This window comes from Acidobacteriota bacterium, assembly GCA_035529075.1.
In the GTDB taxonomy this organism is placed as follows: domain Bacteria; phylum Zixibacteria; class MSB-5A5; order GN15; family FEB-12; genus DATKXK01.
On the sequence record DATKXK010000009.1, the window covers coordinates 26,289 to 40,235 of the forward strand.

A 13,947-nucleotide genomic window follows, 5' to 3' on the forward strand; every position below is an offset into this window, starting at 1 on the left:
CGCTTCCTGCACTTACTATGCCCGAGACCTGCCGTCGCCGGCCGTACGGTGCCGACCGGTTGAGCACGCACCTCAAATGCCCCATCTTTAGTTGACGAAGCGGAAAGAGGTCGCTTGTTTCTTCGATCACGACTACACTCAGATCGACATGTTTAAAGGTACCTTCGGAACACATCAAATCGGACCGGTTAGGCAAAGGAGTCCAATATGAGCGCATACGTTACCCCCGAAACGCTGAATGCACGAACAACCGCCTGGCTGGAGGAAATCGCTCCTTTCAATGAGCACAATATGCGACTGGACAAGGACACCTGCGCGCTCCTCGTTATTGACATGCAGCGGTTCTTCCTCGACCCGGAATCTCCGACGTACACCTGCGGGGGGGCCGCCATTCTGCCCGGTGTCAAACGCCTTGTGGCCGCTTTCCGAGCGGCTGACCGTCCGGTTATCTTCACGCGACACGTTCATCATCCGGCTCGACTTGATGCCGGTATCATGGAATGGTGGTGGGACGGAATGTGCGTTGAAGGTAGCCCGGAGAGCGAACTCCATCCGGACGTGGAGCCCCTGGCTCATGAGAAGATCATATTGAAACATCGATATTCGGCCTTTTATAATACTGACCTGGAAACGGTTCTGCGCTGTCTGAATATTCGAGACCTCGTTATCAGCGGTATCATGACGAATATGTGTTGTGAATCGACCGCTCGAGACGCCTATTACCGAGACTATCGGGTGTTTTTCCTGGCGGACGGGACCGGTTCCGTCAATGAGCAAATGCATCTGGCCAGCTTGCTCAATGCCGGCTTTGGCTTCGCGTATGTTACTACGGTGGCACGAATTACCGCTCAGATGGCGTGACCATAGCCGACCGATACTCATTCTGCCGGACACTTTTCTCTTCAGGTAGAGCATTGATTTCCGGAACTTCCGGCAGAACCGGTGTCTCCTTTTTGCCGGCCTCAGGTGTCATTCAGGTTGACTGAGGACAGATATTTCAGGTGCGGGTTGACGAACAAAGGAGGAAACGATGAAGTGGCCGCACAGATTGTTCATACCGGCAATGTTGGCAGTGCTCGCCGTGACACAGGGGTGCCTGACACGCTCCGAAGAGATTACGGTCGACCGTGACGGCCGGGCTACAATCGTTGCAGAGTTCGAGGGAGAGGTCGATGATTTCGGCCCACCGATTTCCCTTCCGGCCGAGCCGGACTGGGAAATCCTGTCGGACGTCATTGATTCCAGCGATGCCGACAAAATAGAGCGAAACCTCAAGGTGAGACGGGTCGTGCCGTACGGGGAGCCTCTGCCCGAGACGTATGCGACGGGCGAACGCGGCGACCCGAAGGCCAGCCTGCGGTTCCCTGGTGAAATCAGGTACTGGAAGGAAGGCGGGCGTACGTTCTATGAGTTCAAACGGACTTATCTTGCACGCAGGTATTTCCGGTTCAACGGGGAAGCCGAGTCGATGATGGACAAGGACCTCGAAAAACGCGTCCTGGAGAAGGGTATATTCGAGGTGTCAGAGGAAGACCGGACGAAGTACCTTGCGCTTCTCGCCCGGCAGGCACAACATCGTCAAAGAGAACTTCTTTCGGAGATTCTGGGCATGCTGGTTCTCGAGCATGGTCTGCCCGTTTCGGTCAAGGTGAACATCCAGCAGCAGGCCGAACCGTACATCGTTAACGCAATCACGCCCGCGAAGCTTCTCGCCGTGCTGGCCATGGATGAGGATTCCATAGGCGCAGAATTCGACAAGCTTGCCCGGGACCTGCAGCAGAGTTTCGCCGGGCTTGTCATGAGCGCGGCGGGCTCCGACCCGGCGGGAAGCGGCGCGAGGTTTGAGACCGCCCGGCGGGCCGTGGAACATGAGTATAAACTTACCGAGGCTCTCAACAGCAACGGGTTCGATGTCCATGTGCGCCTGCCCGGCGAGATAGTCACGACCAACGGCGAGAGGGACAGAGAGAATCCCGGGGCGGTCGGCTGGACGTTTGGAGGAGAGGACCTGCACGACCGCGACATCCCCCTGCACGCGCTGTCCGTCGTGGAGGACTGAAGGTGAGGGCCGGTCGATACAGGGTGTCAGTGGAGATTCAACGTGGCTGAGGACATAACCGAGGCAGTTCGTGAGTTTTCCGGCGGCGTGTTCCGTCTGGCCTGCCGGATCGTCTCTGACAGGGAAGAGGCTCTCGACCTCACACAGGAAGCGTTTGTAAGAGTCTTCCAGGGTCGCAGGAGCAGGGACGGCGGCAAACTGAAGGCGTACCTGTACCGCACGGCGTTCAATCTTGCGCTCAACAGCAAGAGGAACCGACTGAGAAGGAATGCAGCAGAGGGTTCTCTTGCGGAAGCCGTTGCGGCGCAGGCTCCCGAGCAGCCGGACCGCGTGTTCGAGACCGCCGAGACGGCGTCCCGTGTCAACCGGGCCGTAGAGTCGCTGTCAGGCAGGCAGAGGGAGGCCGTAACGCTGAGATTCTATGCCGATCTTACGCTGGCCGAGGTTGCCCGCGTTATGGGCGTTTCACAGGGGTCGGTGAAAATCCACCTGGCCAGAGGTCTGCGGAATTTGAAGAAGTGTTTGCACGGTGCGATGGGAAAGGAGAGACTGTGAGTTGCAGGCAGTACACGGATAAGCTGGCTTTACTGGCCACGGGTGATCTCGAGCCTGCCGAAAAGCGGGAGCTTGAGCAGCATTTGAAAGAGTGTTCGGCTTGCCGGGCCGAACTGGAAGAGTTGCGCGTGGTGGTTGCCATGTTTGAACCGGGGGGCGCCGACGGCCTGACGGAGATTGAACGGCTGCGGCTGGAAAACGAGATATACCGCAAGCTCGCTGCACGCCCGCCCACCGGACTGAGCACGCAGAAAGCCTCCAGGGTGATCTCGACCTTGGTACGGATTGCCGCTGCCATAGCAATCTTCGCTCTCGGGTACGCAGCGCACCCGTTGTTCACGGCACCCGGTCGGCCCGAAGCGTCGGTGGCGCAGCTCGTCGAGTCACGGGGCAGTATCCCGGAGAACTGGCAGGCATCAGCGTCGGGACTGAGGTTATCACCGAACGGGCTGCGCGCAATCGCCAGGGGCACGACGGCGCTGGCACCGCAGTGAGCACACCATCCACACTCGCCGACGGTGGTGGAGGGCTTCTTGGTGTTTATTACTCCGGCCGTTTAACGCGGTGAGGACGGTCTTTCCGTCCGCACGGTCTCCAATCTCCTGAACGGAAACATTTGCACTTACTCCAGCCAGGTAAATGTCTTACATTAGGTCCACGCTGAGTCGTCGTCAGGGCTTTAGCAACCGGTTCTGATGGAAGACGGCTTCTGGCTGCGGTTCAGATCGCCGCCGTCGGCTGACAGACCAACGCGAACCTGAACGGCGCGAGCATACGGGTTTGATCGATTCTCAGCTTTAGGAGTCCGCTATGGAGTGCAAACAGCAGCAGAATCTGGATGCCTGCAATTGCAGTTACGAGCCGTGCTCGCGCAAGGGTATGTGCTGCGATTGCCTGAGGTATCACCTGAGGAGCCGGGAACTGCCTGCATGTTGTTTTCCGGATGACGCTGAGCGAACGTACGATCGGTCGTTTCAGCATTTCGCGCGGCTGGTAGCTGAGCACAGATTGTAACCGTTCGCGTCAAGACGAGATGGTCAAAACCAACGTTCTTATCACCGGCCTTCCGGGGGTGGGTAAGACGACCTTGATCAGGTCGCTGTGCCGGAGCCTGCGCTCACTTCATCCGGTCGGCTTCTACACCGAAGAGATACGGGAGCGCGGCGTCCGCCGGGGATTCGCGCTCGTGGGTCTGGACGGCGCGAAGAGCGTTCTGTCGCACACGGATATTGCGAGCCCGCACCGAGTGGGCAAGTATCGTGTGGATGTCCCGGGGTTTGAAGAATTTCTCGACGGCATGGGTTTGCTCGGCACGGCCGACCGGCTGGTGATAATCGATGAAATAGGAAAAATGGAGTGCCTGTCGGCCGGATTCAGAGACCTCCTCGACCGGCTGTTGAAATCGGAGAAGCTCCTGCTGGCCACTATCGCACTGAAGGGCGGCGGTATCATGGAGGCGACGAAACGGCGGCCCGACGCAGTCCTCTTCGAAATGACGCGACATAACAGGGATTCTCTGCATGCTCAAATTGTGGCCTATCTCGAACAGCACATCCTTCGTTGACGGGCGTGCGCCCGGGGAAGGACCCGAATCCGGTCTTAGCTGAGGATGACGGTTTTCTCAACTGCGGGCACGGCAGGATTCAGTTGACTTAAGTCATGAGCTGACGCTATGTATTATCACTTCGTTTCGCAGACAAGGTAGGGAGAATTGCGACATATGAGGCTGACCGTTATCCTGTTGATCGGCGTTATTGCCTGCCCGGGGCTCTCGGCGAGAACAATCACGTTTGACGACCTGTACGGCCTTCCACGGTGCGAAGATGTGCAGATATCGCCGGACGGAGAGCGAGTCGTGTTTGTCCTGAATACGGCGGACCTGGGAAACAATACCAGCCAGAGCCACCTGTGGATCATGAGCGATGTCGGCGACGATCTGCGGCAACTCACGTTCGGGCCGTCGAGTAATTGGCACCCGCGATGGTCGAGCGACGGTCGGTCACTGCTGTTTCTCTCCGATCGCGGGGGCGATGACCAGGTATGGCTCCTGCCGATACAGGGAGGTGAGGCCGGGCAAGTTACAGACCTGGGCACCGGCGTGGAGGAATTCGCCTGCTCTCCGTCGGGCGACAACCTCATGCTCGTGTCCCGCGTCTTTCCGGACTGTCGGACCGACAGTTGCAACCGGGCTCGCCTGGCGTGGCAGGAGGAAAATCCTGAGCAGCCTCGGCTGTACGACCGTCTGCTGTTCCGCCGCTATGATCACTGGGATGATGGACGGATAAACAAGCTGTTTCTTACGCATCATTCGGGCAAGGCTCGTCAAATGCCGGTTGCCGGTCCGTTTGACGCGCCGACCTCCCTTCTCGGCGGCTACGGTGACTTCACTTTCTCCCACGACGGAGAAGAAGCCTGTTTTTCCATGAGCGCCGACTCGATGCCGGCGGTGTGCGTAAACAACGACCTCTGGGTGGTCCGCCTGCCGGAGGGCGAACCGGTCAGGTTGACTGCCTACCCGGGTCAGGAAGTCTCGCCGCGGTATTCGCCGGACGGACGGTACCTTGCCTTCCACAAGACGGAGCGGGCCGCCTACGAGTCCGACCAGTATGACCTCGTGATTCGCAACCGGCGTGATTCCGGCGAGATAAACCTGACGTCGGCGTTTGACCGTTCGGTGGGCGAGTACGCATGGTCGCCGGACTCGCGTTATATCTATTTTGCCGCCATTGAGCACGGGTTCAGGAAGATCTGGCGGGTCGAAATCGAATCCAGCGGGATGGAGATGCTCCTTGACAGCGCGGTCTACGGTGACTTGTGCATGTCTCCGGACGGAAAGTACCTGGTCGTTCACAGATCGCTTCCCGACCAGCCGGGTGAGTTGTACCGGTTTGACCTGGACACTCGCTCGTTGACTCGTCTGACCCGCTTCACGGACAACATAGCGGGCGAGCTGAAGATGAGCCGCGCCGACGACTTCTGGTTTGCCGGGGCGCTTGGTGACTCCGTGCAGGGTTTCATTACCACACCACCCGGCTTCGATCCGACCCGCACGTATCCGCTCGTGCTGCTCATTCACGGCGGACCGCAATGGTGCTGGCTGCGTGATTTCAACTATTACGGCTGGAATACCCAATTGGTGGCCGCCCAGGGGTACGTGGTGGTGCAGGTCAATCCCCACGGCAGTATCGGGTACGGCCGAACCTTCAAGGAATACGTGTCCGGCAACTGGGGAAAGGGAGATTTCGAGGACCTGATGAAGGGTGTGGATTACGTCGTCGACAACTTTGCGTACGTAGACTCATCGCGGATGGCCGCTCTGGGACGTTCGTTTGGCGGTTTCATGGTCAACTGGATCTGTGGCCATACCGACAGGTTCACGTGCCTGGTCAGTGTTGACGGGACCAGCAATCACCTCAGTAACTACGGCTCAACCGATGAGTTGTGGTTCCCGGAATCGGAATTTGACGGCACGCCGTGGACGAACCGGCAGGAGTACGTGCGGTCATCTCCGCTGACGTACGCGGAAAGCTTCAGGACCCCCACCATGGTGATCCACGGGCAAGGCGATTACCGCGTTGACCTCAGCGAAGGTTTGCAGATGTTCACGGCGCTTCAGAGGATGGGTGTGCCGTCCCGGCTTCTCTGTTTTCCGGACGAAGGCCACCAGGTGCAAAAGCTCGGCAACCTCCGCTACGTCTATGAAAAGCAGTTCGAATGGCTGGCGCGATGGCTGACGCCCAGGTGAACCACAGTAACCGGTGGTCAGGGCTGTCTATGACCAGTTAGCCCGATGATATGCCCGCGCCGTCGCGCTTCAGTGACACGTGCATCGGTGCCGCCCGGCCCTGCTTGTCTTCACCCATGTACAGGGTGACGTGCGGGAAGGGGATCTCGATATTCTTTTCCTCGAAGACCTTCTTGAGGCGCCGGTTGAACTCTCTGGCAATGCGCCACTGCTTTATCGGCCTGGTGGTGGTGCGGGCCTTAATGATAAGCGCCGAGTCCGCGAACTGGTCAAGGCCGAACACCTCCATGGGTCTGAGGATGTCATCCCTGAACTGCGGGTCTTCCCGCAACTGTGCGTCGACTTCCTTGATGATGGAGATAACCTCATCCACGTCCTCGCGGTAGGCAATTCCGATGTCAAAAACGTACTGGGAAAACTCTTTGGTCATGTTGGTGACGATGTCGATGTGGCCGTTGCGAACGTAATGCACGTTGCCGGCCAGGTCCCGCAGGACGGTCATCTTGAGGTTCACCTTCTCCACCAGGCCGCCTTTGCCCGCGATCTGGACGACGTCTCCCACCCGGATCTGATCCTCAAGGAGAATAAAGAACCCGCTGATAACGTCCTGGACGAGGTTTTGAGCGCCGAATCCGACGGCCAGCCCGACGATCCCGGCGGCGGCCAGAATAGGCCCGATTTCGATGCCTACCTCTCCGAGAACCATGACCAGGGCCACGGCCAGGATGGTAACCGTCAAGAGGTGCCGTATCATCGAGCTGAGGGTGTCGGCGCGCTTCTGCATCTCAACGTCGAGCTTCACCTTGCCGAAAACAGTGAGAAGCCGTCGCGACAGCCACTTCGCCGCACTGGTCGCCACCAGCGCGAGAACCAGAATGACGAAAATGCGCAGGCCGGTAGTGGTGAGCCATGCGACAAGCCGGTCGAGCACTGCATGAATGTCCATCACACTCTCCTTGCCAAGTGATTAGTCCTGCCGGACAGGCCTTACGTTCAACGCTGACCCCGCGGCCGGCAGCGACCGTCTCGCCGGACATGGGGTCGTTGAAACCTTCACGCGCCAATTTACGGCTGCCGCTTTTCAAACACAATGCAACATGCATGGCCTGTCGGCCCGCTCGAAAGCAGGACGTGAGCGACAGCCGGCCGGGCAGGCTCTGATCTCGAACCGGTGCCGATTGAATCTGCGTGCGGGAATGCCGGCCGTCAACGGCCGCTGCCGCAGCGGCGCCCGGGCGGGAAATGCAGCAGTACCGTAAGACTTACAGCGGCAGGCCGAAGTCATACACGAGCGTGTAATACAGGCCGACCACGATGAAAACGAGACCGGTGACCCGCCGGGCCCAGAGCTCGAACTGGGTCAGCCTGTTGAAGGCCCTGCCAATGGAGTGCGCCCCGAAAGCAATCAGGATGGCGAATATGAACACGGGAAAGCCGGTCCCCAGTCCATACAACGACGGGAAAATGAACCGCGATCCCTGTTTGACGGCCAGGGGAATAAGACTCCCGAAAAAGAGCGCCGCCGAGATCGGGCAGAACGACAGGGCGAATACGATCCCCAGCAACAGGGCTCCCCAGAGTCCCCAGCCGGCAACACGCTCCTGAATTCTCCGGCTTATGCCCGGGCCGGCGAACTTCAGGCGCACTACCTCCAGCAGGAACAGGCCTGCCACTATCAGGACGGGTCCCAGGACCGCATTGATGTTGTTCTGCAGGAAGTAGGACAGTTCCGGCACGGACAGCAGGCTGGCCACCAACAGGATGCCCAGAACCAGATAGACCAGCACCCGGCCGGCCATGTACATGAGGCCGGAGAGCAGGACGAGCGACGGGCTGTCCACGCGCTTGCCGACGTACGAGATGGCGGCGATATTCGTGGCCAGCGGACAGGGGCTGATTGACGTGAGAATGCCGAGCCAGCAGGCGGAGGCGGCACCCAGCAGGAAGGGATCCATCAGCTTTTTCTCAAGTAAGCGCGAACCTCAGTCTCTACGTACTTCAGGAACGCCGCCTTGTCGCCGAGATACTGCCACACTCCCTGGAGGTTTTTCCACCTCGCCTGCTCGCCGTTCACCACGTCTGAAATCACGAGCGATTTTGTATACAGCTGGTAGTCAACGATGTAGTGCTTGTTTTCGGGCTCGTCGGTGTTGATGACCCGGAACTCCAAGGCGCCGGTTTTCAGTTCGTCTGCAAATCCCGTCTCGATGGCCTCCCGGGAGTACGCCTCGAGTTTCCGGCAGTTTGAGCACCGCCGGTTGCCGTGGAAATAATACGCTACCACGCTGGGCGAAACGGTATCGGGCTGTTTGCCCTGTGCCGTGTCGGTCGAGGCACCGGCTGAATCGGCCGCCGCCGATACTTCCTGAGTGGCCGGTGTTACCGGTTGCGGGTCCGGGTTGTCGGCCACAAGGTGCGATGCTCCGGCAAAGATCAGGGCAAGGACTATGGCTGCGACAGGTGACCAGGATCTCATACCTTAGACTCCTCTCCATTTACTCACTATCTGTTCGAGGTCGTTTCTGCGAACGCGGCACGCGGCTACGCCGGCGCCAGGATTTTCTTGATCTCCTCGACCGACGGGACTTTACCGCTGACCTTGATATCGCCGTCCACGACGAGGGCGGGCGTCATCATCACGCCGAACGAGGTTATCCGTTGAATGTCGGTGACCTTTTCGAACTCGCACTGCAGCCCCAGGTCTCTGGCGGCCTCCTGCGCGGCCTCGTATAGTCTCACACATCTGGCACAGCCCGGTCCGAGGATCTGGATTTTCGTCATCCTCTGGTTCCTTTCACGAAATTGCTCCGTATATCATGCCGGTGATGGTGGCCATCACCACCACCAGCGTCACAAACGTCACTGTCTTTCTCGTACCCATCACGCTCCGGATGACGAGCATGTTCGGCAGCGACAGGGCGGGACCGGCCAGGAGCAGGGCCAGTGCGGGCCCTTTGCCCATACCGTTTCCTATCAGGCCCTGCAATATGGGGACCTCGGTAAGGGTCGCAAAGTACATGAACGCCCCGGCCACGGACGCGAACAGGTTGGCGCCGAGTGAATTGCCTCCCACCGACCGGCTGATCCATTCGGACGGAATGATGCCTTCCTGTCCCGGCCGGCCGAGAAGAACCCCGGCCACGACGACTCCGATAAACAGCAACGGCAATATCTGTTTGGCGAATCCCCACGTTTGGTCGAACCACTCTTCGGTCTCGCCGCCGCTCTTGCCGGTGATGACGGACAGGCCTATCACGGCGGCGGCGAACGGTATGAGCGGCTCGTGCGGAACGGTCAGCGCGAGAACGGCCGGCGGTGCCGTGGCTGCCAGTACTTTCCACCACCTCAGCCGGAACCAGATTACCAGCATGACGGCCAGAATAACGGCGACGGCGGATGTAATGACCCATTTGGACGAGTAAACGGCGTACCATAAACCTGACGTCGCCTCGGGCTTTCCCCAGTTGGCGAAAACGAGTATGGCCACCATGGCGGCAAAGTACAGGGCGTTCTGCCACAGGGATCGTTTGACTTGCGGCTCTTCAGCTCCGAGTTGTGCCTTCACTTTTTCGATCTCTTCGCGCCTGAAGAAGGCGTGCATCAGCAGGCCGATAACGATGCTGAAAACCACGGCTCCGACGGCGCGAGCCACACCGAGTTGCAGGCCCAGGACCCGGGCGGTAAGGATGATGGCCAGGATGTTGATCGCCGGACCCGAGTACAGGAACGTGGTCGCGGGGCCGAGCCCGGCGCCCATGCGGTATATGCCCGCGAACAGCGGCAGAACGGTGCACGAGCAGACGGCCAGAATGGTGCCGGATACCGAGGCCACACCGTAGGCCAGGACTTTCCGGGCGCCCGCCCCGAGGTATTTCATGACCGACGTCTGACTGATAAAAACACCAATCGCGCCGGCGATGAAAAAGGCGGGGATAAGACACAGGATCACGTGTTCTCGCGCATACCACTTGACGAGCGCGAGCGCCTCCGAGATGGCGTTGTCAAAGCGCGTCTGGCCGACCGGAAGGTAAAAGCAGACCAAGAAAACGGCCGTAATCAGGGTGAGCGGTCTTAACTCGTTCTTCCAGTTCATGTTGCTGTGCGGCTTCCGGTTCGCCGGTACGCCAATCCCTTTGTTAGCCTGTTCAACGCCCGGGTGCACCAAGGTGCTATAGCTTGCGAGCGAGGGCCTTCTGCTCCTTCGCCGTTGACTTGATCACGGTTTCCACGCAACTGAAGAAATTCAGCATGCAGGGCGTTCTCAGCCGGTAGTGTACCTGCAACCCGCGTTTTTCGTCCTCGATAATGCCGGCATTCTTCAAGACCGAAAGGTGCTTGGAGACCGTTGACGTATCGGCCCCGATCATGTCGGTCAACTCATGGACGCACCTCTCCCGGCGGGAGAGTTCGTCGACTATGAAAAGCCGCGTCGGGTGGGCCATGGCCTTGATAATTCGGGCCCGGGCTTCATAGTGGGCATATTTCCGTGGCTGCATCGTCGGTTTCCCTTAACTTGAATTCACTATTTGGCAATATAGCCAAATAGCCAGACAGGCGCAAGCGGTTTTGAAACCGCCGAAGATCCTTTCTTGCAGGGCCGGGGCTGATTTCTTTGGCTCTTGACCCCCGCAGCCGGCCGGCCGTACCTTGTGGTGGAGCTTTCGGGCGTGTATGGGACGGTTTGAATTCATTGACCACACGGCGGATATCGCGATCAAGGCGTATGGCCGGTCGCTCGAGGAAGCGTTCGCTGTCGCCGCCGAGGCGATGTTTGCGATCATTACGGACGGCTCTACAACAGTAGAGCCGGAAGAGGAGATATCTCTGAGCGTCGAGTCGCTCGACCGGGAGGGTCTGCTTGTCGGTTTCCTGTCGCAGCTGATTGTCCTGCACGAGGCTGACGGGTGGGTCTTCGGCAGGTTTCAGGTATCGCTCGAAGATGAACGTCACCTGACGGCCGTGGTCCGCGGCGAAAAATATGTGCCCGAAAAGCATGGTCGCGGCACACAGGTCAAAGGTGTATCGTATCATATGATGGAGATCGTTGACGGCACGCCGGCCAAACCCGGTTACGTCCAGGTGCTGTTCGACATCTGATCGAACCCCGCGGCCGGTGTGATTGAAATGTTCAGACACGGGAAGTGATTATGGCCTGGCAGGGAAAACTCCACAAAGTCGGTGAGTGCCGGTACGAGATTCCAATGGACTACCAGAGCGAGTCGATGAAGCAGCACGGCCTGTCGATGCGGGTTCCGGGGCTGATCTATGCCGATGGGACGATGGTCGAAAGCATCACCGCCGACAACTCGCCCGACCAGGTGGCGCACGTGGCGACCCTGCCCGGCATAGTCAAGAACTCGTTTGCGATGCCGGACATCCATCATGGGTACGGCTTCGCCATCGGCGGCGTGGCGGCCTTCGATGCCGACGAGGGTGTTATCTCGCCGGGGGGTGTCGGTTATGATATCAACTGCGGCGTTCGCCTGATCCGTACAAGTCTGCACGCCGAAGACATCAAGAGCCGTCTGACGAAGTTGATCGATACCTTCTACACCAACATTCCCTCAGGTGTCGGCGTGGGCGGGCGCGTGAAGCTCACGATCGATCAGATTGACGGCGTCCTGATAAACGGCGCGAGATGGGCCGTGTCCCAGGGATACGGATGGGAAGAGGACCTTGAGCGGATAGAAGAGAACGGCTGCATCGAAGGGGCCGACCCTTCGGTGGTGAGCCACAGCGCCAAGAAGCGGGGTGCACCGCAACTGGGGTCACTCGGCGCCGGGAACCATTTCCTCGAGATACAGCAGGTGGACCAGATCTACGATCCGGTCGCTGCCGCGGCGTTCGGGATTCTCGAAGTCGGGCAGGTGACCATTATGGTCCACACCGGGTCGCGCGGGTGCGGCCACCAGATCTGCACCGACTACCTTGACCTGATGCGTCACGCCAATCAGAAGTACAACATCCCCCTGGTGGATCGGGAGCTTTCCTGTGCGCCGGCTTCATCGCCGGAGGCACAGCGGTATTTTACGGCTATGAAGTGCGGTGCGAATTTCGCGTGGGCGAACCGACAGATGATCACTCACTGGGTCAGGGAGTCGTTCGAACGGGTGATGCAGAAGTCGGCCAGGAGCCTTGAATTGCGGATGGTCTACGACATTGCGCACAACATTGCCAAGCTCGAGGAGCATGAAGTGGGCGGTCGGATGCGGCGGCTGTACGTTCACCGAAAGGGGGCCACCAGGGCGTTCGGCCCCGGAAACCTGGTGCTTCCGGGCGACTACCGCGAGGTGGGCCAGCCGGTGTTGATCCCGGGGGACATGGGCACGGCCAGTTACCTGCTGGTCGGCACCGAGACGGCCATGAAGGAAACGTTCGGGTCTTCCTGTCACGGGGCCGGGCGATTGATGTCCCGCCGCCAGTCAATGAAGCAGTTCCCTGTCAGCGAGGTCCTGGAAAAGATGCGACGGAAGGGCATTTACCTCAAGGCAGCCAGCCGGCGGGGCATTTCCGAGGAGGCACCGGGCGTGTACAAGAACATCGACAACGTGGTAGACGTGTCTCACAGGTCCGGTATCGCCCGAAGGGTGGCCCGGTTCCGTCCACTTGGCGTCGTCAAGGGGTAACGAGCGGCCGTCGCCCGCACGTCTCCGGCAGGGCAGGCGGCAGTGTGTTCGCGGCCGATTACTTTCCGAACAAAGCGTCCAGGGCACTCTTCAGTTCGGGGTGCATGAAACGGTAACCTGCCTCTATCAGCTTCACGGGCACCGCCCGCGTGCTTGCCAGCAGGAGATCATCGGCCATCTCGCCCGAGATGAGCCTGAGGGCAAATCGGGGTGCTGCAAGCAGGGCCGGTCGGCCGAGCGCCTTTGCCAGCGCCCTGGTGAATTCCCTGTTTGTCACCGGATGCGGCGCCACCGCGTTGACGGCTCCGGACATGCTGTGACCGGACATGGCGAAGTCGATTATCCCGATCAGGTCGTCGATGGCAATCCAGCTCATGTACTGCCGCCCCGTACCGAGTGTTCCGCCCAGCCCGGACTTGAACAGCGGCAGCAGTCTCGGCAGCACGCCGCCCCCAGTTGATAGAACCGTGCCGGTTCGGAGCCTGACTTCCCTGATGGAGGTGTGGGCGAGCGGCGCTGACGCCTCTTCCCATTCTCGTGTGACATCGGCCAGAAAGCCGTCCCCGGGGGTGGCATCCTCGGTCAGCTCTTCGTCACCGCGGTCCCCGTAATAACCCACGGCCGAGGCCAGGACCGCGACGGCCGGGGGATTGGCCAGTTCCTTCAGCCGGCTGCACAGCAGCGACGTGCCCCGAACACGGCTGTCACGGATGCGCCGTTTTTGCTCGGGCGTCCAGCGTTGAGCGGCCACGTTTTCTCCGGCCAGATGGATTACGGCGTCGAATCCCTCCAGCGGTTTCAACTCCAACAGGCCCGAGGTCGGGTCCCACATTACTGAACCCGGGACCACTGCCCGGCCGGGTCGAACCAGCCGCGTGATCTCGTGTCCCCGACCGGCCAATGACTTCACCAGCGCCGATCCGATCAATCCGGTTGATCCCGAGACAAGAATTCTCACGTCC

Annotated in this window: 16 protein-coding genes; 9 read left to right on the forward strand and 7 right to left on the reverse strand. The window is 59.7% G+C overall.

What is annotated here, in order from left to right; translation table 11 throughout:
- Window positions 1–207 precede the first annotated feature (207 nt).
- The 7 genes from VMY05_02620 to VMY05_02650 all read left to right on the forward strand — a co-directional run bounded on the left by VMY05_02620 (window position 208) and on the right by VMY05_02650 (window position 6,359).
- On the forward strand, window positions 208–861 hold the full coding sequence (locus tag VMY05_02620) for an isochorismatase family cysteine hydrolase (protein ID HUV29974.1): 654 nt from the start codon (window positions 208–210) through the stop codon (window positions 859–861).
- 169 nt (window positions 862–1,030) lie between these two features.
- Window positions 1,031–2,059 (forward strand): hypothetical protein, encoded by a 1,029-nt coding sequence (locus VMY05_02625; protein ID HUV29975.1) that lies wholly within the window; start codon window positions 1,031–1,033, stop codon window positions 2,057–2,059.
- A 42-nt stretch (window positions 2,060–2,101) separates the two neighbouring features.
- Entirely contained in the window at window positions 2,102–2,614 is a 513-nt protein-coding gene (locus tag VMY05_02630) for a sigma-70 family RNA polymerase sigma factor (GenBank protein HUV29976.1), read from the forward strand.
- Window positions 2,611–3,108 (forward strand): zf-HC2 domain-containing protein, encoded by a 498-nt coding sequence (locus VMY05_02635; GenBank protein HUV29977.1) that lies wholly within the window; start codon window positions 2,611–2,613, stop codon window positions 3,106–3,108. Before VMY05_02630 ends, VMY05_02635 begins: the two co-directional genes overlap by 4 nt.
- A gap of 316 nt (window positions 3,109–3,424) precedes the next feature.
- Window positions 3,425–3,628: a DUF6485 family protein gene (locus VMY05_02640; GenBank protein HUV29978.1), complete on the forward strand. Its 204-nt coding sequence runs from the start codon at window positions 3,425–3,427 to the stop codon at window positions 3,626–3,628.
- A gap of 19 nt (window positions 3,629–3,647) precedes the next feature.
- Complete coding sequence (locus VMY05_02645; protein ID HUV29979.1) at window positions 3,648–4,178, forward strand: nucleoside-triphosphatase; 531 nt, start codon at window positions 3,648–3,650, stop codon at window positions 4,176–4,178.
- Between the two features lie 156 nt (window positions 4,179–4,334).
- Window positions 4,335–6,359: a S9 family peptidase gene (locus VMY05_02650; GenBank protein ID HUV29980.1), complete on the forward strand. Its 2,025-nt coding sequence runs from the start codon at window positions 4,335–4,337 to the stop codon at window positions 6,357–6,359.
- A 37-nt stretch (window positions 6,360–6,396) separates the two neighbouring features.
- Here VMY05_02650 and VMY05_02655 read toward each other — a convergent pair whose 3' ends face one another.
- From VMY05_02655 to VMY05_02680, 6 genes are all read right to left on the reverse strand, one after another.
- A complete protein-coding gene (locus tag VMY05_02655; protein ID HUV29981.1) occupies window positions 6,397–7,305 on the reverse strand; it encodes a mechanosensitive ion channel family protein in 909 nt (302 codons plus the stop codon).
- A gap of 316 nt (window positions 7,306–7,621) precedes the next feature.
- Window positions 7,622–8,314, reverse strand: coding sequence for an aromatic aminobenezylarsenical efflux permease ArsG family transporter (locus VMY05_02660; GenBank protein ID HUV29982.1), 693 nt, complete (start codon window positions 8,312–8,314; stop codon window positions 7,622–7,624).
- Complete coding sequence (locus tag VMY05_02665; GenBank protein HUV29983.1) at window positions 8,314–8,835, reverse strand: nitrophenyl compound nitroreductase subunit ArsF family protein; 522 nt, start codon at window positions 8,833–8,835, stop codon at window positions 8,314–8,316. Before VMY05_02665 ends, VMY05_02660 begins: the two co-directional genes overlap by 1 nt.
- 65 nt (window positions 8,836–8,900) lie before the next feature.
- The gene (locus tag VMY05_02670; protein HUV29984.1) at window positions 8,901–9,140 is read right to left on the reverse strand and encodes a thioredoxin family protein; all 240 of its coding nucleotides are present in this window, start codon (window positions 9,138–9,140) and stop codon (window positions 8,901–8,903) included.
- 13 nt (window positions 9,141–9,153) lie between these two features.
- A complete protein-coding gene (locus tag VMY05_02675) occupies window positions 9,154–10,452 on the reverse strand; it encodes a permease (protein HUV29985.1) in 1,299 nt (432 codons plus the stop codon).
- Between the two features lie 76 nt (window positions 10,453–10,528).
- Window positions 10,529–10,855 carry a metalloregulator ArsR/SmtB family transcription factor gene (locus VMY05_02680; GenBank protein ID HUV29986.1) on the reverse strand — a complete coding sequence of 109 codons (327 nt, stop codon included), beginning with the start codon at window positions 10,853–10,855 and terminating at the stop codon, window positions 10,529–10,531.
- A 175-nt stretch (window positions 10,856–11,030) separates the two neighbouring features.
- On the opposite strand from VMY05_02680, the gene VMY05_02685 reads away from it, so the two are divergent.
- Window positions 11,031–11,456, forward strand: coding sequence for an archease (locus VMY05_02685; protein ID HUV29987.1), 426 nt, complete (start codon window positions 11,031–11,033; stop codon window positions 11,454–11,456).
- A 50-nt stretch (window positions 11,457–11,506) separates the two neighbouring features.
- Entirely contained in the window at window positions 11,507–12,985 is a 1,479-nt protein-coding gene (locus VMY05_02690) for an RtcB family protein (GenBank protein HUV29988.1), read from the forward strand.
- 58 nt (window positions 12,986–13,043) lie between these two features.
- On the opposite strand, the gene VMY05_02695 is transcribed toward VMY05_02690, so the two are convergent.
- Window positions 13,044–13,943, reverse strand: a complete 900-nt coding sequence (locus VMY05_02695; protein HUV29989.1) for a TIGR01777 family oxidoreductase — start codon at window positions 13,941–13,943, stop codon at window positions 13,044–13,046.
- Window positions 13,944–13,947: the final 4 nt, after the last annotated feature.